At 60.5% G+C, this 18,993-nt stretch carries 16 protein-coding genes; 9 read left to right on the top strand and 7 right to left on the bottom strand.

The window, feature by feature from the left end; genetic code table 11:
* The first annotated feature begins 90 nt into the window (after positions 1 to 90).
* Positions 91 to 438 (top strand): hypothetical protein, encoded by a 348-nt coding sequence (locus ATI02_RS14450; RefSeq protein ID WP_100846619.1) that lies wholly within the window; start codon positions 91 to 93, stop codon positions 436 to 438.
* Between the two features lie 99 nt (positions 439 to 537).
* On the opposite strand, the gene ATI02_RS14445 is transcribed toward ATI02_RS14450, so the two are convergent.
* Complete coding sequence (locus ATI02_RS14445) at positions 538 to 1,542, bottom strand: AraC family transcriptional regulator (RefSeq protein WP_100846618.1); 1,005 nt, start codon at positions 1,540 to 1,542, stop codon at positions 538 to 540.
* A 100-nt stretch (positions 1,543 to 1,642) separates the two neighbouring features.
* Here ATI02_RS14445 and ATI02_RS14440 point away from each other — a divergent pair, with 100 nt between their 5' ends.
* Positions 1,643 to 2,716 (top strand): fatty acid desaturase, encoded by a 1,074-nt coding sequence (locus ATI02_RS14440; RefSeq protein ID WP_100846617.1) that lies wholly within the window; start codon positions 1,643 to 1,645, stop codon positions 2,714 to 2,716.
* Positions 2,717 to 2,829: 113 nt separating this feature from the next.
* On the opposite strand, the gene ATI02_RS14435 is transcribed toward ATI02_RS14440, so the two are convergent.
* Genes ATI02_RS14435 through ATI02_RS14425 form a run of 3 tightly spaced genes read right to left on the bottom strand, consistent with a single transcriptional unit; the run spans position 2,830 to position 6,864 of the window.
* Positions 2,830 to 4,440, bottom strand: a complete 1,611-nt coding sequence (locus tag ATI02_RS14435; protein ID WP_100846616.1) for an arylsulfatase — start codon at positions 4,438 to 4,440, stop codon at positions 2,830 to 2,832.
* A gap of 13 nt (positions 4,441 to 4,453) precedes the next feature.
* Positions 4,454 to 5,269 carry an ABC transporter ATP-binding protein gene (locus ATI02_RS14430; RefSeq protein WP_100846615.1) on the bottom strand — a complete coding sequence of 272 codons (816 nt, stop codon included), beginning with the start codon at positions 5,267 to 5,269 and terminating at the stop codon, positions 4,454 to 4,456.
* Positions 5,266 to 6,864 (bottom strand): ABC transporter permease, encoded by a 1,599-nt coding sequence (locus ATI02_RS14425; RefSeq protein ID WP_100846614.1) that lies wholly within the window; start codon positions 6,862 to 6,864, stop codon positions 5,266 to 5,268. Before ATI02_RS14425 ends, ATI02_RS14430 begins: the two co-directional genes overlap by 4 nt.
* A 408-nt stretch (positions 6,865 to 7,272) precedes the next feature.
* Between ATI02_RS14425 and ATI02_RS14420 the strand changes: the two genes are divergently transcribed.
* Complete coding sequence (locus ATI02_RS14420) at positions 7,273 to 8,286, top strand: ABC transporter substrate-binding protein (protein WP_095191787.1); 1,014 nt, start codon at positions 7,273 to 7,275, stop codon at positions 8,284 to 8,286.
* Between the two features lie 122 nt (positions 8,287 to 8,408).
* Here the strand turns inward: ATI02_RS14420 and ATI02_RS14415 are convergent, their stop codons facing one another.
* On the bottom strand, positions 8,409 to 9,329 hold the full coding sequence (locus ATI02_RS14415) for a LysR family transcriptional regulator (protein ID WP_100846613.1): 921 nt from the start codon (positions 9,327 to 9,329) through the stop codon (positions 8,409 to 8,411).
* A 181-nt stretch (positions 9,330 to 9,510) separates the two neighbouring features.
* Here ATI02_RS14415 and ATI02_RS14410 point away from each other — a divergent pair, with 181 nt between their 5' ends.
* On the top strand, positions 9,511 to 10,431 hold the full coding sequence (locus ATI02_RS14410) for a TauD/TfdA dioxygenase family protein (protein WP_095191789.1): 921 nt from the start codon (positions 9,511 to 9,513) through the stop codon (positions 10,429 to 10,431).
* Positions 10,432 to 10,514: 83 nt separating this feature from the next.
* Here the strand turns inward: ATI02_RS14410 and ATI02_RS14405 are convergent, their stop codons facing one another.
* Both ATI02_RS14405 and ATI02_RS14400 read right to left on the bottom strand, forming a co-directional pair.
* Complete coding sequence (locus ATI02_RS14405; protein WP_095191790.1) at positions 10,515 to 12,131, bottom strand: alkaline phosphatase family protein; 1,617 nt, start codon at positions 12,129 to 12,131, stop codon at positions 10,515 to 10,517.
* A 190-nt stretch (positions 12,132 to 12,321) separates the two neighbouring features.
* Complete coding sequence (locus ATI02_RS14400) at positions 12,322 to 13,266, bottom strand: LysR family transcriptional regulator (RefSeq protein ID WP_100846612.1); 945 nt, start codon at positions 13,264 to 13,266, stop codon at positions 12,322 to 12,324.
* A gap of 165 nt (positions 13,267 to 13,431) precedes the next feature.
* On the opposite strand from ATI02_RS14400, the gene ATI02_RS14395 reads away from it, so the two are divergent.
* The 5 genes from ATI02_RS14395 to ATI02_RS14375 all read left to right on the top strand — a co-directional run bounded on the left by ATI02_RS14395 (position 13,432) and on the right by ATI02_RS14375 (position 18,953).
* Positions 13,432 to 15,792 (top strand): TonB-dependent receptor, encoded by a 2,361-nt coding sequence (locus ATI02_RS14395; RefSeq protein ID WP_100846611.1) that lies wholly within the window; start codon positions 13,432 to 13,434, stop codon positions 15,790 to 15,792.
* A 304-nt stretch (positions 15,793 to 16,096) separates the two neighbouring features.
* Positions 16,097 to 16,909: an energy transducer TonB gene (locus tag ATI02_RS14390; RefSeq protein WP_100846610.1), complete on the top strand. Its 813-nt coding sequence runs from the start codon at positions 16,097 to 16,099 to the stop codon at positions 16,907 to 16,909.
* 45 nt (positions 16,910 to 16,954) lie between these two features.
* The gene (locus ATI02_RS14385) at positions 16,955 to 17,680 is read left to right on the top strand and encodes a MotA/TolQ/ExbB proton channel family protein (RefSeq protein WP_100846609.1); all 726 of its coding nucleotides are present in this window, start codon (positions 16,955 to 16,957) and stop codon (positions 17,678 to 17,680) included.
* Position 17,681: 1 nt separating this feature from the next.
* A complete protein-coding gene (locus ATI02_RS14380) occupies positions 17,682 to 18,083 on the top strand; it encodes an ExbD/TolR family protein (RefSeq protein WP_003220570.1) in 402 nt (133 codons plus the stop codon).
* A gap of 288 nt (positions 18,084 to 18,371) precedes the next feature.
* Positions 18,372 to 18,953, top strand: a complete 582-nt coding sequence (locus tag ATI02_RS14375; protein ID WP_100846608.1) for an alpha/beta hydrolase — start codon at positions 18,372 to 18,374, stop codon at positions 18,951 to 18,953.
* The last annotated feature ends 40 nt before the right edge of the window (positions 18,954 to 18,993 follow it).

The raw sequence follows: 18,993 nt of genomic DNA, 5'->3' as shown, positions 1-18,993 counted from the left end.
GGCCATTGGCCCCCTGTCAGGTTTGACAGTAGACGATTGTTGGAACTGCGGGTTAGAACGGAAGAAACCCTATCCACAGGAGTGGAAACCATGAGCAAGATCCCGACAGATGCAGGCAATGAGCTGACTTCCCAGCAGGGGGAAATTGAGGTCGAGGCGCCACTTGTGCTTCATCCCCCGAACCACCATACGACATCCGACAGCATAATCTTTATGGGATCTCGTCGACGGGATTGGACGGTCAAGATGTATGCGCATGAGACCTTGGATCTGATCGCGGAAGTCCCCCCCGGGCATGATTATAAATGGATGACCGATCGAATGAGTTTCAGCGTAGGTGAGCATGCTTATTTCGTAGTGCAAACAAAAGGCGTTGAAACGTCTGCACGATCACCAACTTACTATTTTGAAATTGAAGCCGAGAGTTCCAAGCAATAAACCGGGCAAGGTTGCGCCCGGGGCATGGCTCAAGACTTCACTGGCGTCTGGAGCAAGCAGTTCGCTTGCGATGAAGTTCAAGATTCAATTCGGGATCAATCAACGCAACTGATCGCGAAACTGCCCCGGCGTCATCCCCGTCCAGCGCTTGAACGCGCGGCTGAAGCTGCTGGTGTCGGCAAACCCCAGCAAATAACTGACCTCACTCAACGAACACTGCGGATCGCGCAGGTGCAGCAGCGCGAGGTTCTCGCGGCTTTCGTTGAGCAGCGTGTCGAAGCGACAACCTTCATCCGCCAGATGCCGTTGCAGGCTGCGCAGGCTCAGGTGCAAGGCTTGGGCGATGCGTTCGGCGCTGGGCTCACCTTCGGGCAGTTGTTCTTCGATGGCGTCGCGCACCTTGCGTTCCCAGGTCAATGGCTGGAGCTGGGCCATGGTGCGTTTGAGCACCGCTTCGTTGTGTTCGGCCAGTTCCGGGTTGGCGTCGTCGAGATGGCTGTCGAAGTCGGCAAGGGCGAACTCCAGGCGATCTTCGGCTGAGGCGAAATGCACCGGCGCGCGGAAGACTTTGTGCCACTGATGCGCATCGACCGGTTCCGGGCGGCGCAGGTAAACGGCCAGCGGCGCGTAATCGCGGCCGAGGCGATTGCGGCAGGTACGCACGTAGATCGCGGCGAAGGCGTCGATGGCTTCGAAGGCGGGGGCGGGGTTGCCTGACGGAATGTTCAGACGGAACAGGTAACGGTCATCGCTGCGGCTCAGGTCCAGTTCCAGCGCATCGCTGACCACCGGGTGATAACGCACGATGCGCTCGAACACCTCGCGCAAACTGCCGCTGGCCACCAGCGCATAACCGAGTGCATGGAACGTGGTCGGGCTGACAAATCGCGACACCCGCAGACCGATTGCCGGATCGCCGCTGACCTGCACGGCGATCTGCCACAGCCGCGTGGTGCCGGACAACGGATAGCGCGCGTTGGGATCGTCCATCAGCAGTGGATCAAGCCCGGCCTGTTGGCACAGGTCAGTGCTGTCCAGCCCCAGCGCATCGAGTTGCTTGCGCAAGGCACGGGTCCAGCTGGCGAGGGAGGTCGGTTCCTTCATGCTGATTGGCGCTTCCGGTCAACAGGTTGGCGTTCTCGGCTATCGCGTTTCGCACCCCTGCAAGGCAGGATGCGAACATCAATACCCAGAGGATGGAAGCATGGACGGTACTTCTGCAAGTCCCCCGCGTCACAATGCTGCCCAGCGATCAGCGCATATTCGCCAAGTGGTGCTGGCCAAAGGCGTCGAATTGCGCGAGCGCTACCCGATTCTCAAGCATCAGGATGCGCTGGGTGCAGGGATTCTGGCGTTTGCCCTGGCCGGGATGATCGGTTCGGCAGCGCTGTACATCAGCGGCCACATGGCCTGGTGGGTGTGCCTGCTGCTCAATGCATTTTTTGCCTCGCTCACCCATGAGCTCGAACATGATCTGATCCACAGCATGTATTTCCGCAAGCAACGCGTGCCGCACAACCTGATGATGGGCCTGGTGTGGCTGGCGCGGCCAAGCACGATCAACCCGTGGATTCGCCGGCATCTGCATCTCAATCACCACAAGGTGTCCGGCACTGAAACCGACATGGAAGAGCGCGCAATCACCAACGGCGAACCGTGGGGTTTTGCGCGTCTGCTGATGGTCGGCGACAACATGATGTCGGCGTTCATCCGCTTGTTGCGGGCGCCAACCTGGGCGCACAAGTGGAGCATTCTCAAGCGGGTGTTCAAGGTCTACGCGCCGCTGGCGCTGCTGCATTGGGGCGCGTGGTATGTGTTTTTAGGCTTCCACGCAGCCAATGGCATCGCGTACCTGATGGGCTCGCCGATTGAATGGTCGGCGACCACATTGTCAGTAATGCAGGTAATCGATATTGCTGCCGTGGTGATCATCGGCCCGAATGTGTTGCGTACGTTTTGCCTGCACTTCATCAGTTCGAACATGCATTACTACGGCGATGTCGAGCCGGGCAATGTGTTGCAGCAATGTCAGGTGCTGAACCCTTGGTGGCTATGGCCGTTGCAGGCGTTCTGCTTCAACTTTGGCAGCAGCCACGGGATTCATCATTTTGTGGTGAAGGAGCCGTTTTACATTCGCCAGATGACCGTGCCGGTGGCGCACAAGGTGATGCGGGAGATGGGGGTTCGGTTTAATGATTTCGGCACGTTCGGGCGGGCGAACCGGTTTGTGCGGCGGGATGAAGTTACGAATGAAGGGGTACGTACAGTCCGGGCTTGATGGGTGATTTTCAACGTCCTCTTCGCGAGCAGGCTCGCTCCCACATTGGATCGGGTTAACAAATCCACATGTGGGAGCGAGCCTGCTCGCGAATGCAATCTGTCAGGCAACATCTAATCCGGCTGAAACGGCGAAGCACTGAGAATCACCCCGGTCTCCTCCACATACTGCTGCCAATGCCCGATCAAGGCGTTGAGCTTCTCCGGCCGACTCACCGCCAGATCATGAATCTCCCCCGGATCACTGGCCAGATCATACAGCTGCCACGTCGCCGGCCCCACCGGCCCCGGGATCCACACCGCTTTCCACGACCCCAGCCGAATCGCCCGGCGCCCGAACAATTCCCACCCCGTCACCGTGTGCTCGTCATGCACCTGCGCCGTCTCGCCGGACAGAAATCCCAGCCACGATTTACCGCGCAGCGGCGCGACCGGTTTGCCGCGCCAGTGCTTGCCCGGGTGACGCACGCCAGCCAGATCAAGAATGGTCGGGGTGATGTCCATCACCGTGCCGAAGCCATGGCTGATCTGCCCTTTAATTGGCAATTGCGAATAGTGCAGCAGCGCCGGCACGCGAATCCCGCCTTCGGTGGTGAACGCCTTGAACAGTCGCGACGGCGCGGTGGCGACTTGCGCCCAGTTCGGCCCGTACCAGACGTAGGAATTGGCCCGGCCGATGTTGTCCAGGCTATTGTCGTAATGCTGATTCAGATAAGTCATCAACTCCGGACCGAATTTCGGAAACGCTTCCAGCAGCGCGCCTTCGGCACCGTTGTCGGACATGAACAGGATGAAGGTGTTGTCGAGTTGCCCTTGCTGGCGCAGGTAATCGACGACCCGGCCGATGTTCCAGTCCATGCGCTCGACCATCGCCGCGTAGACCTCCATGGCCCGCGCGGAAATCTGCTTTTGCTCGTCGCTCAGTGCGTCCCACTGCGCGGTCAACTGGATCAGCGGATGCGGCTCGACGTCTGGTTCGATCAACCCCAGTGCCTTGAGCTTTTCCAGTCGTTCGAGACGCAAGACCTCCGGGCCGGCGTCATAGCGGCCTCGGTATTTCTCGACGATGTCGGCTGGCGCCTGCAACGGCCAGTGCGGTGCGGAAAACGGCAAGTACGCAAAGAACGGTCGGGTCTGGTCGCGCTCCTTGAGGTATTGCAGCAGCTTGTCGCCGAAGGCATCGGAGGAATAGAAATCCTTGGGCAATTCGTCGATGAACCGGTCGTCTTCGATGTACAGCGCCGGCGTCGATTTCAGCAGCCCCGGCGTGTGCTCGTCGTAGGTTGGCTCGAAACCGTAATGGTTGGCCGCGCCCGGCAACAGCGAGAACGAACGCTCGAAGCCTCGTGTGTGGGGCGCCAGTTCAGCGGTCAGGCCCAGGTGCCATTTGCCGCTCATCAGCGTCTGGTAACCGGCCTCGCGCAACAGTTCGGGCAATGCGACGACGCGGTCGTTGAGGTAACCCTCATAACCCGGTTTGCCGATCAGTTCCGGCGTCAGTGCTTCGGCCATGGTGCCGATGCCGGCGATGTGGTGATCGGTGCCGGTCAGCAGCATCGAACGGGTCGGCGAGCAGGTGGGCGCGGTGTGGAAGTCGGTCAGGCGCAGGCCGTTGCTGGCCAGGGCATCGAGGTGCGGCGTGGCGATTTCGCCGCCGAATGCACCGAGGTCGGAGAAGCCGAGATCGTCGGCCAGAATCAGCAGAAAGTTGGGGCGTTGCGGCATCGAAAAGCTCCTCTCAGCAAGCAATGAACGACAGCGGCAGATCGCGGATCTGCACCGGTACGCTCGGTTGGTAATGGTCGTCGCTGGTCAGCTCGTGCAGCAGCTCTTCGCGCAACTGATGGAAGTCGAAACTGCTGCGCTGGCGCGGATGGGGCAGGGCGATGTCGACCACTTGCTTGATCCGTCCCGGACGCGGCTCCATCACCACCACGCGGTCGGCGAGAAAGATTGCTTCTTCGACGTCGTGGGTGACGAGGACCGTGGTGATTTTGGCCCGGTCGCGGATCGCCAGCAGTTCGTCCTGCATCTGCTGGCGGGTCAGTGCATCGAGGGCGCCGAACGGCTCATCGAGCAACAGAGTCCGAGGGCTGGCGACCAGGCCGCGAGCAATCGCCACACGCTGGGCCATGCCGCCGGAGAGCTGGTGCGGATAGGCGCGGGTGAAGTCGCGCAGGCCCACCATGTCGATGAAATCGTTGATCCGTTGCTGCTTTTGCGCGGCACTCAGCGGCTCGTTGACCAGGCCCAGGCCGATGTTGTCGGCCACGGTCAGCCACGGGAATAAACGGTGTTCCTGAAAGACAATGCCGCGCTCACCACCGATGCCGCTGACCGCTTTGCCGTCGACGCTGATCCGCCCGCGAAACTGCGTATCGAGGCCTACCAGCAAGCGCAGCAAAGTCGATTTGCCACAGCCGCTGGAACCGACGATGGCGACGAATTCGCCCTCGGCGATGTCCAGGTTGAATTCACGAATCGCTTCCAGTTCGAAACCGTCGACGTCGAAGGATTTGCCTACATGGTTGAAGCTGACAATCGGTGCGTTCATGCGTGTCTCCAGCGGGTCGCGCGAATTTCCAGGCGTTGGCCAATAAGGTTGAGCAGGGCGCCGGTCAGACCGACGAGGAGCATGCCGGCCATGATCAGATCCATGCGCAGCAGTTGTTGGGCGCCGATCATCTGGCTGCCGATGCCGCCGTTGGACGGCATGAAATATTCGGCACCGATGGTGCCGAGCCAGGCATAGATCAGACTCAATCTGAGCCCGGCGAAAATCCCCGGTGCGGCGCCCGGCAGCACCAGCCGGCGCAGACGCTGGCCGAGGCTCAGGCGCAGCACTTGTGCGGCTTCGTTGAGTTGCGGCGAAAGGTTGGCGACGCTGCGTTGGGTGGCGATAAACAGCGGAAAAAACGCAGCGAGGGCGATGAATACCCACTTGGCCAATTCGCCCAGACCGAACCACGCGGTGAGCAGCGGCACCCAGGCGAAAATCGCGATCTGACGGAGCGCCGCAAGCGTCGGCCCGAGCAGGCGTTCGCTGAGGTGCGACAGGCCCAACAGCAGGCCCAAAGCAAAACCGAGCCCACCGCCCAGCAGCAAACCACCGAGGGTGCGCCCCAAGCTAAGGGCCATGCCGCTGATCAGCGTGCCATCGAGCAAGCCGTCCCATGTGGTGCTCAGCACGGCCAGCGGGCTCACCAGAATATTCGCGTCGACCCACTGCTGATCGCTCGCCAATTGCCACAGCACGAACAAGCCCAGCGGCAGCAGCCACGGTTGCAGCCGCTGCCAGCCTTCATAGCGCGGGCCGCGACGAATTTCGGCGGTGGCCGGGTGCGGCCAGTGCAGCAGTTTTTTGTCCAGCAGGCCGATACCGCGATCCATCGCTACACCGATCAAGCCGATGACCACGATGCAGACGAAAACGATGTCGAGCATGAACAGTTGCCGCGCCCAGACCATCAGATAACCGATGCCTTCACTGGAGGCCAGCAGCTCGACGGCCAGCAGCGAGGTCCAGCCGGCGGCCAATGCCAGCCGCACGCCGGCCATGAACGCGGGAAGGGCGGCAGGCAGCACCAGACGACGGATCAGCAAATGCGACGGCAAGCGCAACACAGCAGCGGCTTCTCGCAGTTTCGGTTGCGCATCGCGCACGCCGACCAGCGTGTGCAGGGTGACCGGAACCACGATGGCTTTGATCAGTACCACCAGTTTCAGCACTTCGCCGATGCCGAAAAACACCATGAACAGCGGGATCCACGCCAGTGTCGGCACTTGGGCGAGACCGGCGAAGGTCGGGAAGATCAGGCGTTCCAGACGCTGACTGAAACCCAGTGCAGCGCCGAGCATTGCTCCTGCGCTGATCCCCGCCAGCAAGCCCCAGAGCAGCCGTTGCAGGCTGATCCACAAATGGCTCCACAGCTCGCCTTGAGAAAGCTCGACCGCGCTGTGCCACACCAGCAATGGCGCCGGCAGGATCTGCTCGCTCATCCACTGATTGCGCGCCGCCAGCCACCACAGGGCAAACAGACTGAGCGGCAGCAGCCAGGGCAGCACACGTTGGGTCAGGCTTGGCCCCGTGCGGCGAGTTTTGAGCGGTCGCGCGGGCAGCGGCAGGCTGAGCAGGGAATCACGGGCCATGGGTGACCTCCGTTGTCGGGTTGCATGGCGAACCGTTTTGCTTGTGTGGGAGTGGGCTTGCTCACGAAGGCGGAGTGTCAGTCGCCGTTGAGGGGGGATGACACGGCCTTTTCGCGAACAAGCCCGCTCCCTCAGTGGGCTAGCGGCGTATGCAAAATTGGTCTAATAAAATTAAAATCAATTCTATTGAGAGATAAGCCAGACCATTTAAGGCCTCCAGCCAGACGCGCATCCAATGCATTCGAAGAATATTTTCGATGCTGTTAATGCATACGCCGCTGCAAGCCCCGTAACCGCTTGCTTAGCGTTAAAAGCTATAAAAATGTGAATTTATAGTATTTAAAGCAAGGTGCAGGTTCGGCCTACTTTCGGCTCCTCAACGCCCGTCGTGATCAAGGAGCTGCACCTATGAACCTTCCCTTCAAACGCGTCATCAGCCTGTTTGCCGCTCCGGCGCTGGCGGGTTTTCTGGCGTTTACCGCCCACGCCGATGAACTCAAGGAAATCCGCATCGCCGTGCCCGATCTGAGTGCCGGCACTCAGCACAGTGGTGGCGGCATAGTCGACGTGCTGCGCGATCAGCAGATATTCGAAAAGGCCTTCGCCGAGCAGGGCATCAAGATTCAGTGGAGCTTCTTCAAAGGGGCGGGGCCGGTGATCAACGAGGCCTTCGCCAATGGTCAGGTCGATCTGGCCTATCTGGGCGATCTGGCGGCGATCATCGGCAAGTCCAATGGCCTCGACACGCGGCTGCTCAGCGCCAGCGCCCGTGGGGTGAAGCAGTATCTGGGCGTGGTACCGGGTTCGGGGATCAAGACTTTGCAGGACCTCAAAGGCAAACGCGTGGCAATCTTTCGCGGTACCGCGACTCAGCTGTCATTCGATGCGGCGCTGGCCAGCCAGGGCCTGAGCGAGAAGGATCTGAAGGTCATCAACCTTGATTTCAGCGCGGCGGTGGCGGCGCTGGCGGCCAGGCAGATCGATGCGTCGTGGGGCAGCTCAGGCTTGGCCGCGCTGCAAGCCAAAGGTCTGGCCGAATTGCCGCTGAACACCAAGGATCTCGGTGGCGCGGGTAGCGTGCAGTCGGTATTGATCGGTACCGGCAAGTTTGTCGATGCACACCCGCAAGCGGTGGCAAAACTGCTCAAGGCTCAGCAGCAGGCAGTGGAATGGCTGACTCAGGACAGCAACAAGGACGCCTACGTGCAGTTGGTCTCGGGCCTGGCAAGTTATCCGCCGGTGATCCTGACCCAGGATCTGCAGGATCAGAAGTTGAGCGAGATATTCCCCTCGACACTGGATCCGGTGTTCCTTGGCAGCTTGCAGGACAAGGTGGATCTGGCGGCGCAGCAGCGGCTGATTCGCAAGCCGTTCAAGGTGAATGACTGGGTGGTGCCTGAACTCGCTGCAGCCAAGCTCTAAAACTCTGGTGTCCGGTCAGGCCTCTTCGCGAGCAGGCTCGCTCCCACAGGGATCTTGGGTGAATACAAATTCTGCATTCGCCACCGAATCACTGTGGGAGCGGGCTTGCTCGCGAAAGGGCCCTAAACAGCGACGCTGATTTGCTGCTTATCCACCGCCACCAGTGTCTCGATCATTGCTCTTGCTGCCGGCGACAAGCGAAACCCGGTGCGACTGACAATCCCGCACCGCGCATTCATGCTCTCCAGGTTTTGCGGCAAATTACGCCAGTGCAGCAACGCCAGCGAACCCTGGGCAAGGTCCTCGTAAAACGCCTCTTCCGTGCCGATGCCGATTGCATTGGATTGCAGCACCACTTTCACCAGCGCCGGGAAATGCTCGGTCTCGATGGTCGGTGAAAAATCGATGCGCCCGCTGAGGTTCGCCAGCAGTTTGCGTATGCCCGGCGGGATCAGCGTGGTTGCCAGTGGGTAGTCGAACATGTCGTTGGTCGACAGGCTTTCCTTGGCCAAAAGCGGGTGCCCCGGCCGGCAGAAAAACACCCCGCGTTTGGGCGTCAGTGGCTGGGTCTGGAAGTTCGGGTCGGCCTCGAAATGGCGGATGTCGGCAATGAAGAATTCGATCTCTTCCCGGTTCAGGGCGCGGCTGAGTTTTTCCCAGTTATCCACCTGAAAACAGGTGCGCACTTTCGGGTGCGCGTTGATGAATTGCGCGACCGCGTCCGGCACCAGTTTCACTGCCGGCGCAGGGCCGCAGCCGAAGTGCACTTCGCCGGCATCGAGCTTGGTCATTTGCGTCACTTCAGCACTGAGCAATGCCGCGCCCTGCACCAGCGTCAGGGCGTGTTGCAGCACCACCTGGCCCTCGGGCGTTGGGCGCAGATCCTTGTTGCCGCGATCCACCAGCACGCAACCGAACTCTTGCTCCAGCCCTTGAATGCTGCGGCTGAACGCCGGTTGGGTGATGCCCATCGCGTCCGCCGCACGGACAAAACTGCGGTGTTCGTTGAGGGCGATGAAGTAGCGCAACTGGCGAAGATCCATATGCTTTTCCGGCATCCTAAAAATAGCTCGAAGGCATTTGCGACGAGGGTTGCTTGAGGTTTTAAATGCAAGCTCTTATTCCGTCAACGAAGCATGTAGCTATCTATTAGATGTATATGGAATATAGATAGAGCGATGTTTTGCTGCCACCCAACCGTAAGCAGTCGATGAGGGTCTACCCATGAGCAATGCCGCACTCGCTGTAAAACCCGCTGTCCACGCGCTGGAAATTCATCCGGTGGCCGGTCGTATTGGCGCCGAGATTCGTGGCGTGCAGTTGTCCGGTGATCTGGACGCCGCCACGGTCGAAGCCATTCAACAGGCACTGGTTGAGTACAAGGTCGTGTTCTTCCGTGAACAAACCCAGCTCGACGATCAGCGCCAGGAAGCCTTCGCCCATTTGCTCGGCGAGCCGGTGGCGCACCCGACCGTGCCGTCGCGTGAGGGCACCCGCTATCTGCTGGAGCTGGACGGTGCCGAAGGCCAGCGCGCCAACTCGTGGCACACCGACGTGACGTTCGTCGACGCCTACCCGAAAGCCTCGATCCTGCGCTCTGTCGTGGCGCCGGCGTTCGGTGGCGACACGCTGTGGGCCAACACCGCCACCGCCTACAACGGACTGCCGAGCGAGCTGCGCGAGCTGGCGGATAAACTGATCGCCGTGCACAGCAACGAGTACGACTACGCCAGCGCCAAGCCTGACGTGTCGGCGGAGAAGCTTGAGCGCTACCGCAAAGTCTTCACGTCGACCGTGTACGAGACCGAGCACCCGGTGGTGCGCGTACACCCGATCAGCGGCGAGAAGAGCTTGCTGCTGGGGCACTTCGTCAAGCGCATCAAGGGTTATTCGCAAGCGGATTCGGCGCACCTGTTCGGGCTGTTGCAGAGCCATGTGGTTCGTCAGGAAAACACCGTGCGCTGGCGCTGGAAGGCGGGTGATGTGGCGATCTGGGATAACCGTTCGACGCAGCATTACGCGATTGATGATTACGGGACTCAGGATCGGGTGGTGCGTCGGGTGACGTTGAAGGGTGAAGTGCCGGTGGGGGCTTCGGGGCAGCGTAGTCAGACCATCAAGGGCCCTGACATCGGCGGCGTCTGATCGGCTCTCTTCGCGAGCAGGCTCGCTCCCACAGGGGACTGCATTCCAAATGTGGGAGCGAGCCTGCTCGCGAAGCTTTTTCTTCACCAAACTCCAATCTGCACCAGTTTCTCGGTTTCCGGCTCACCGTAGCGAAACCGCTGTCCGCGCAAATCAATCTCCTGATGACTGATGGTCGTGCGCCGCTTCAAGCCGCGCACCCACTCGAACAAATACCCCGCATGCTCCTCGCGCACCGCCGCGTAAGCCGGGTCTTCACCCAAATCACGCAACTCTTGCGGATCATTCAGCAGATCAAACAGCTGCGGCCTGAAGCCGTCGTACGCCAGGTATTTCCAGCGTTCGCTGCGCACCATGGTCATCCGGCAACGGTCGATCGGCTGGCCCAGTCGCTCCCGCGCGGGCGCTTGAAAGGCGTAGTCGTATTCGCTGATTGCATAGCGGCGCCAATCCGGATTCTCTCCATGTAAAAGCGGTATCAGCGAGCGGCCCTCCAGCCGATGTTCGGCTTGCGGCAATCCCAACGCCTGAAGAAACGTCGGCAACGCGTCGATGGTTTCCGCCAGATGCTCATCCACCGTGCCCCGCGTGACATCCGCCGCCGCCCGAGGATCACGCACGATCAGCGGCACCCCCACCGCTTGTTCCAGCAAAAACTCCTTTTCGCCCAGCCAGTGATCGCCCAGAAAGTCGCCGTGATCGCTGGTGAACACGATCAGCGTGTCATCCCAACGGCCATTGCTCTGCAGAAAATCGAATAGCCGCCCGAGTTGATCATCCACTTGCTTGATCAGGCCCATGTAGGTGGGGATTACAGTCAATCGTACTGAATCGCGGGAGAAGTTGAGGCTTTCCTCATGCTGGCGAAAGGCAGTGTATACGGGGTGTTTGCTGGCTTCGGAGGGCGTCGCACGGACCGCTTCTAGAATCGATTTCGTACTGTACAAGGCGTGGTACGGAGCTGGTACGATATAGGGCCAGTGCGGTTTGATGTAGGAGAGGTGTAAACACCAGGATTTCTCACCTTGCTCGGTGATGAAGTCGATGGCTCGATTGGTAGTGTAGACAGTCTCTGAGTGTTGCTCGGGAATTCGTGCTGGCAAATGTGCATGACGCATTTTCCAGCCGCTGAGGATTTCGCCGTTCTCGCCTTCGGCGGCGTTGGCCCAGTCGTGCCAGGGATTGCGCCCGTCGAAACCCTGTTCGCGCAGGTAATGGGTGTAGGGCGCGGATTCACGTTTGTTGTCGAACAACGGGTCATCGGGAAAGATGCCGTCGTGGCGAAAGTACGGTTCGAAGCCGACTTCGTTGAGCACTTCGGCTTGTGCGCTTTCGGGAGTGATCGCCAGTCGCTGCAATGCGTCGACATTCGCCGTGGCGTGGGTCTTGCCGACCAGTGCGGTACGAATGCCGTGGGGGCGCAGGTAATCGCCGAGGGTCAGTTCTTCCAGCGGTAGCGGCACGGCGTTCCACGCCACTTGATGACTGCTGACGTAGCGCCCGGTGTAGGCCGACATCCGCGACGGGCCGCAAATGGTGCCCTGGGTGTAGGCGCGGCTGAAACGCACGCCGGCTTCGGCCAGGCGATCGATGTTCGGCGTGTGCAAATGCGGGTGGCCGTAGCAGGACAGGTAATCGCGGCGCAGTTGGTCGCACATGATGTAGAGCACGTTGCGCACGGGTTTTTCAGGCTGGGACATGGGGTTCACCGGTCAGAGAGACAGGCGAGGGTTTTCGCTTTCGGTGGGGGTGTTCGGCAAGTGCATTTGGGGAATGGGTTTTATGCAGCGGATGCATCGGTGCCTGTGGCGACGCCTTCGCGAGCAAGCCCGCTCCCACAGGAGTACGCGTTCCAAATGTGGGAGCGGGCTTGCTCGCGAAGGCGGTGGCTCAAACGGCAAAATTCTCCAGTGAACACACCTCCTCATCCACCGCATCAATCGCCTTGATCTGCTCAATCATCGCCTCAGCCAACGGCGACAACCGATATCCCGCCCGACTGACAATCCCATAGCGGGTGTACAGCTCTTCCAGATCATCGGCCAGACCTTCGATCTTCAAACGCACCAGCTCACCCTTGGCCTGATGCAACGCATCGGAATACGCGCCGACAATCCCGATCGCATCCGAACGCAGCACCACGCTGAGCAAACTCGAACTGTTTTCACACTCCACATTCGGCGTGAAATCCGGCCGGCCGCTGAGGTCGACGATGACCTTGCGCAGGTTCGGCGGGCGGATGCTAACCGCCAGCGGATAGCTCATCAATTGTTCGGCGGTGACCCGTTCAAAAGTAGCCAGCGGATGCCCGGCGCGACAGCAGAAATGCCATTTGCGCGGGCGCAGCCGATGCGTCAGGTAATCCGGATCCGCCTCGAAGTGGCGGGTGTCGGCGACAAAGAATTCGAACTCCTCACTCAGCAGGCGCTTGCTCAAGCTCTGCCAGTCATCGACCTGAAACTGCACCCGCGCTTTCGGGTAACGCCCGATGAAGCTGCCGATCGCACGCGGAATCAAGCCAGCGGCTGGGGCCGGGCCGCAACCGAAGCGCAATTCCCCGGCCTCGAGGCCATTGAACTGGCTGATCTCGTTGGCCATCTGCTGCGCGCCGCTGACCAGCCGCCGCGCATGTTCGAGCAGGACCTGGCCTTGTTTGGTTGGTGGCAATTCCTTGCGCCCGCGATCGACCAACTGACAGCCGACGCTGTGTTCCAGCGCCTGAATGCTGCGGCTGAACGCCGACTGCGACAGGTTCACCGCCTGCGCGCCGGCGACAAAGCTGCGTTGCTCAGCCAGGGCGATGAAGTGACGAAGTTGGCGCAAGTCGATATGCATTTTTCACATAAAAAATATCCGGGAAATGCATTGGATATGCATTAGGTCGACTCCTTATAAAGGCAATCTCTTATGCAGTAAATCTTTGTAAAAATATAAATAAATAACTTAAAAGAATATGCAGCGCTGAAGATGTCTGTGTGTTTTTTGACCAGGAGCCGCGCCATGAGTCCGTTGAACCTTGCGTCACCCCTCACACCACGACGGCTCAAGCGCCTGCCTCTGGCCCTGCTGCTGGCGGGAAGCGCCAGTTGGACTCACAGCTACGCCGCTGAAACCGAAACCCCGGCGCCAGCCCCTGCCGGCAAGCCGGCGGCCAACAGTTCGCAGCTGGGAACGGTGACCGTCACCACCCGCCGTCGCGAAGAAAGTTCGCAGGACGTGCCCACGCCAATGAGCGTGGTCAGCGGGCAGAATCTGGAGGCGCAACGGGTCTACCGGATTCAGGATTTGCAGCAACTGGTGCCCAGCGTCAACGTCGCCTACATGCATGCGCGCCAGTCCAGCGTGTCGATCCGTGGTTTGGGCAACAACCCGGCCAGCGATGGTCTGGAGGGCAGCGTCGGTCTGTACATCGACAACGTCTATCTGGGCCGCCCGGGGATGGCGGTCTTCGACTTGATGGACATCGAGCAGCTCGAAGTTCTGCGTGGGCCGCAAGGCACGCTGTTCGGCAAAAACACCACCGCCGGGGTGATCAACATCAGCACCCGAGCACCGACCTTCACCCCTGAACGGAGCATCGAAACCTCGGTTGGCGAGGACGGCTACTTCCAGACCAAGGGCACCATTTCCGGGGCGCTCAACGATCAATTGGCCGGGCGTTTTTCCGCCTATCGCACTCGCAGCGATGGCGACATCAAGAACGAATACGACGGCCATGACCTCAACGGCGGTTCACGTGATGGCTTCCGTGCGCAACTGTTGTTCAAGCCCAACGAAGACTTCAATCTGCGCTGGATCGGCGACTACAACGAAGAGGATTCCAGCGCCGGCACCCGCGTGCTGTACAACACCGGTCCGACCATCAACGGCGTCAATCTTTACCAGGCGCGCGCCAACGCGGCCGGGGCAACATTGATCAACGGCTCGCACCGCAAGGTCAATCTGGACAACGACCAGCATGTCACCGTGCATCAGGGCGGCACCTCGGTGGAGGCCAACTGGACGCTGCCGAGCGACTTCACCCTGACCTCGATCAGTTCCTATCGCTTCTGGAATTTCACCCCGAAAAACGATGATGGTCTCAACGTGCCGGCGAGCTACAACGCCGGGGTGTCGGTGGAAGACAAACAGTATTCGCAGGAATTTCGTCTGGCCTCGCCCAAGGGCGAGTTCTTCGATTACGTCGTCGGTGCGTACTACTTCGGCAACAATCTGGACAACAAATCCTTCGCCTATTACGGCCCGCAAGCGGATATCTGGAACGGCACGCCGGCCGGTGCGCTGGCCAACGTCACCAGTGTCGGCAACGGCCACATCAAGACCGACAGTTTTGCCCTGTTCGCCCAAGGCACCTGGCACCTCACCGAGCGCCTGGATTTCACCGCCGGGGTGCGCGGCACCTATGAAGAAAAAAGCGCGTGGGTCACACGTAATGCCCCGCTCGGTGGCGCAACCGTCGCCGGTGCTGCCGCTACGGCGCGACGCGGGCGAGCCGGCGCCTACGATTCCGGCGACTTGAACCAGTACCGCTCCAGTCCGTCCGGGCTGCTCAACCTCAGCTATCGCATCACCGGTGACGTACTCACCTATGCGACGGTGTCCCACGGCGAGAAATCTGGCGGGGTCAACCTTGCGGTGGGCTCGGCACCCGCCGCCGGGGCTGACTCGCTGCTGATCGGCACCGAACGCGCCAATAACGCCGAATTGGGTTTCAAAAGCACGCTGTGGGATCACCGTCTGCAACTCAACGCCAACGTGTTCTGGACCCAGGTCAACGCCTATCAGACCAACGCCTACGACGCCGACAACCGCGTGCAATACCTGACCAACGCCGGTTCCGTGCGCTCGCGCGGTGTCGAATTCGAAAGCACGCTGATCCCGCTGCGCGGCCTGACCCTGAACATCAACGGCTCCTACAACGACGTCAGTTACCTCTCGTACAAAGATGCCCCGTGCCCGCCGGAAGTCAGCCAGGCGCCGGGGGCTCCGGCGTCCTGCGACCTCAGCGGCCATCAAGTGGTCGGCGCCTCGAAATGGATCGGCAACGCCAACGGCGAATACAAATGGAATCTGGATAACGGCTTCGAACCCTACGTCACCGCCAGCTATGCGTTCCGCTCCAAAGCGGTGGGCACGGTCGAGGATTCCGACTACGGCCAGATCCCGAGCTACGCGGTGGTCAATTTCTCCACCGGCCTGCGCGGCGACTTCAACCAGGGCCAGTGGGACGTCTCGCTGTGGCTGAAAAACGCCTTCGACAAAACCTACTACACGACCCTGTGGACCGGCGGCAACGGCGGTTACGAAGGCCTGCTCGGCACGCCGCGCACCCTCGGCGTCACCGGTCGCTATGACTTCTGATCGATCCTTCGAGGGGCTGCGTGATGCTGCCCTGACAGGCGAAATCAATGCGCTGTGTGAATACTTTCAATGCCTGGAAAGCATGTGTTTTTCAGGCCATCGCTGCAGCCCTTGTGACGCGTGGCTTCGGCGGAATTGATCAAATCTCATATTCCATAAACGACTATGCATAACGTCAAAGATTACTTTCGGAGATAAGCGTCTAGTCCAATGATTCACCCAGTGATTCACCGTGGGGGATTCAACAAGCGGTGGGTCGGCAGTATTTGCAGAGAACGTAAAAAAGACCGCAGGGAGTGAAGCAATGGGCAATGTCCAGACCGCCGCCAGCGCAGGGGAATTGCTCTGGCGTCAGACGCCGAGTGGCGAATTGGTCGATCTCGGCCGACCGCATCGTGTGCCGTTGGGGCAACTGCGTCTGCAGCGTGCGCCCAAAAGTATTCTGAGCCGCCGCGAAGCGATTCTGCTTGGCGTGCTGGCGTTGCTGGCACATGGCGCGGTGATCTACTGGATCAGCCAGAAACCGACGCCAGTGCTGCCGATCGTGCCGCCGGAAATTCCGCCGATGACCATCGAATTCTCGCGCCCGGCACCGCCCGCGCCGCCGGTTGTTGTGCCGCCACCGCCAGCACCGGTGGTCGAGCCTGCACCGCCGGTGGAAGACGAACTGGCGGTAAAGCCGCCGCCGCCGAAACCGATTCCTAAACCCAAACCGGTGGTTAAACAGCCACCCAAACCAGCACCAAAAGCCGTCGAGCACCCCCCGGCGCCGCCGCAACCGGCAGCCGCGGTTGCCGCGCCCGCGCCTCCTGCACCACCACCGGCGCCCGTTCCGGTGACGCCAGCCTCGGCCAATGCCGCGTACCTGAAGAACCCGGCGCCGGAATATCCGTCGCTGGCCCAGCGCCGCGGTTGGGAAGGCACGGTGTTGTTGCGGGTGCATGTGCTGGCCAGCGGCAAACCGGGCGAGATCCAGATTCAGAAAAGCAGTGGCCGGCAACAACTCGACGATGCGGCGTTAAGCGCCGTCAAGCGTTGGAGTTTTGTGCCGGCCAAGCAGGGTGATGTCGCCCAGGACGGCTGGGTCAGCGTGCCCATCGATTTCAAGATTCATTAAACCGAAACCTATTTCGCGCAAAACGTTTACACGAGGGAGCACATCATGACGTTACTGGCATCTCCACTGGAATCCATCGAAAGCGCGGTGATCTGGCTGCTGGTGGTTTTTTCCGTCGCCACTTGGGGACTGGCTCTGCTCAAGGCTGTGCAGTTCGGTCGCCTGAAAGCGCAGGACCGCCAATTTCATAAACGCTTCTGGGCGGCGTCGAGCCTGGATGCCGCCGCCGAGTTGAGCGAAACCCAGCCCGGCGCCGCCGCGCGGGTGGCACAGGCCGGTTATGCGGCGATTCAGGTGGGCGAGGCGCCGCAGGCCAATGATTTGAGCCATGCGATCAACCATCAGGATCGTCTGGAGCGCGCACTGCGTCAGCAGATCGTCCGCGAGCGACGTTCGCTGGAGACCGGTCTGGCGGTGGTCGCGAGTATTGGCAGTACGTCGCCGTTCATTGGTTTGTTCGGCACGGTGTGGGGGATCATGGAAGCGTTGAAGGGAATCAGCGCGGCTGGCTCGGCGAGTCTGGAAACGGTCGCCGGTCCGATCGGTGCAGCGCTAGTTGCCACGGGTGTGGGGATCGCCGTCGCGGTACCGGCGGTGCTGGTTTACAACTACTTTTTGCGTCGTTTGAAACTGACCGCCGCCGATCTGGATGACTTCGCCCACGACTTCTACAGCCTGGCGCAGAAGAGTGCATTCCGCGTGTTGATCCACCCGACCGCGCACAAGGTTGCCGCGCCGGGCAACGCGGCAAAAGTGAAGGAGGCGTCCTGATATGGCCTTTTCCACGCAAGACAGTGATGAGGTACTCAGCGAGATCAACGTGACGCCACTGGTGGACGTGATGCTGGTGCTGCTGGTGGTGTTTATCGTCACCGCGCCACTGCTGACCAACGCGATACCGATCAACCTGCCGAAGACCGAAGCGGTCGCGCCGGTGGAGCAGAAAGACCCGTTGGTGGTGAGCATCGACGGTGCCGGCAAACTGTTTATCAACAAGGACGAGATTCAGCCGGACTTGCTGGAATTCAACCTCAAGTCGGCGAAGGCCAAGGACCCGGAAGTGCGTGTGCAGTTGCAGGCGGATGACGGCGTGAATTATGGCGAAGTGGCGCGGGCCATGGCCTCGATTGAGCGGGCGGGGATTACCAAGTTGTCGGTGATCACCGCGCGGTAACAACATTTTCGATTTTCCGGGGCCGTCTCCTTGGCAGGGTGCGGCCCTTTTTTTATCCCGCGAAACAAGCCTCACCCTCAAACCACTGTGGGAGCGAGCCTGCTCGCGAAAGCGGTATATCAGTCAAAAGGGATGGTGAGTCTGATGACGCATTCGCGAGCAGGCTCGCTCCCACGGTTCCACATGTCATATTCTTTTAAGGTCTTAATAAATAGCTTCTTATTCCTTAACGAATATAAATCCCATCCCTATACTCGTTCAGGAACAGACACGCAGGAGAGCTCCCCCATGCGCAACGAATCAATTCGCTACCTGATTGTGCCGGGCTGGCAAGGATCGCCAGAAGATCATTGGCAAACCCACTGGCAGAACAGCCTGCCAAACAGCGCGCGGGTGGAACAGGCCGACTGGCTGACCCCGCGCCGTGAAGACTGGGTCGCGGCGCTGGCCGAGGCCATCGCCGCCGACAGCACGCCAGTCATCCTCATCGCGCACAGCCTCGGCTGCATCACGGTCGCCCATTGGGCGGCAACTGCGCCGCTGCAATACCTGCGTCAGGTACGCGGCGCCTTGCTGGTTGCGCCGGCGGATGTCGAGCGCCCGGCCTGCGCGCCGGCGCTGCGCAATTTCGCACCGATTCCGAGCGACCTGCTGCCGTTTCCGAGCCAGGTTGTCAGCTCCGACAACGACGCCGCCGTCAGTGCGCCGCGCGCACTGGAGCTGGCGCGCAACTGGGGGGCCGAAGCGGGGATTCTTGCGGGCGCCGGACACATCAATGTGAAGTCCGGGCATCAGCGTTGGGAGCAAGGTTTTGCTTATCTCTATCGCCTGCAAAACCGTATGGAACACCACGCCCGACGTCGCGCCTGATTTTTTATTTTGTTAAATGCCCCCGTCTGCCGGCGGTTCT

Origin of the sequence: Pseudomonas baetica, from assembly GCF_002813455.1 — a bacterium.
GTDB lineage: Bacteria > Pseudomonadota > Gammaproteobacteria > Pseudomonadales > Pseudomonadaceae > Aquipseudomonas > Aquipseudomonas baetica.
This window is presented reverse-complemented; position numbering and strand designations above follow the sequence as displayed.

Excerpts from the sequence above, each read along its gene's own strand:
- ATI02_RS14375 (WP_100846608.1), top strand. The coding sequence starts at position 18,372 with ATGCGCAACGAATCAATTCGCTACCTGATTGTGCCGGGCTGGCAAGGA.
- ATI02_RS14430 (WP_100846615.1), bottom strand. The coding sequence starts at position 5,269 with ATGAACGCACCGATTGTCAGCTTCAACCATGTAGGCAAATCCTTCGAC.
- ATI02_RS14380 (WP_003220570.1), top strand. The coding sequence starts at position 17,682 with ATGGCCTTTTCCACGCAAGACAGTGATGAGGTACTCAGCGAGATCAAC.
- ATI02_RS14435 (WP_100846616.1), bottom strand. The coding sequence starts at position 4,440 with ATGCCGCAACGCCCCAACTTTCTGCTGATTCTGGCCGACGATCTCGGC.
- ATI02_RS14385 (WP_100846609.1), top strand. The coding sequence starts at position 16,955 with ATGACGTTACTGGCATCTCCACTGGAATCCATCGAAAGCGCGGTGATC.
- ATI02_RS14395 (WP_100846611.1), top strand. The coding sequence starts at position 13,432 with ATGAGTCCGTTGAACCTTGCGTCACCCCTCACACCACGACGGCTCAAG.
- ATI02_RS14410 (WP_095191789.1), top strand. The coding sequence starts at position 9,511 with ATGAGCAATGCCGCACTCGCTGTAAAACCCGCTGTCCACGCGCTGGAA.
- ATI02_RS14415 (WP_100846613.1), bottom strand. The coding sequence starts at position 9,329 with ATGGATCTTCGCCAGTTGCGCTACTTCATCGCCCTCAACGAACACCGC.
- ATI02_RS14390 (WP_100846610.1), top strand. The coding sequence starts at position 16,097 with ATGGGCAATGTCCAGACCGCCGCCAGCGCAGGGGAATTGCTCTGGCGT.
- ATI02_RS14450 (WP_100846619.1), top strand. The coding sequence starts at position 91 with ATGAGCAAGATCCCGACAGATGCAGGCAATGAGCTGACTTCCCAGCAG.
- ATI02_RS14420 (WP_095191787.1), top strand. The coding sequence starts at position 7,273 with ATGAACCTTCCCTTCAAACGCGTCATCAGCCTGTTTGCCGCTCCGGCG.
- ATI02_RS14405 (WP_095191790.1), bottom strand. The coding sequence starts at position 12,131 with ATGTCCCAGCCTGAAAAACCCGTGCGCAACGTGCTCTACATCATGTGC.
- ATI02_RS14445 (WP_100846618.1), bottom strand. The coding sequence starts at position 1,542 with ATGAAGGAACCGACCTCCCTCGCCAGCTGGACCCGTGCCTTGCGCAAG.
- ATI02_RS14425 (WP_100846614.1), bottom strand. The coding sequence starts at position 6,864 with ATGGCCCGTGATTCCCTGCTCAGCCTGCCGCTGCCCGCGCGACCGCTC.
- ATI02_RS14400 (WP_100846612.1), bottom strand. The coding sequence starts at position 13,266 with ATGCATATCGACTTGCGCCAACTTCGTCACTTCATCGCCCTGGCTGAG.
- ATI02_RS14440 (WP_100846617.1), top strand. The coding sequence starts at position 1,643 with ATGGACGGTACTTCTGCAAGTCCCCCGCGTCACAATGCTGCCCAGCGA.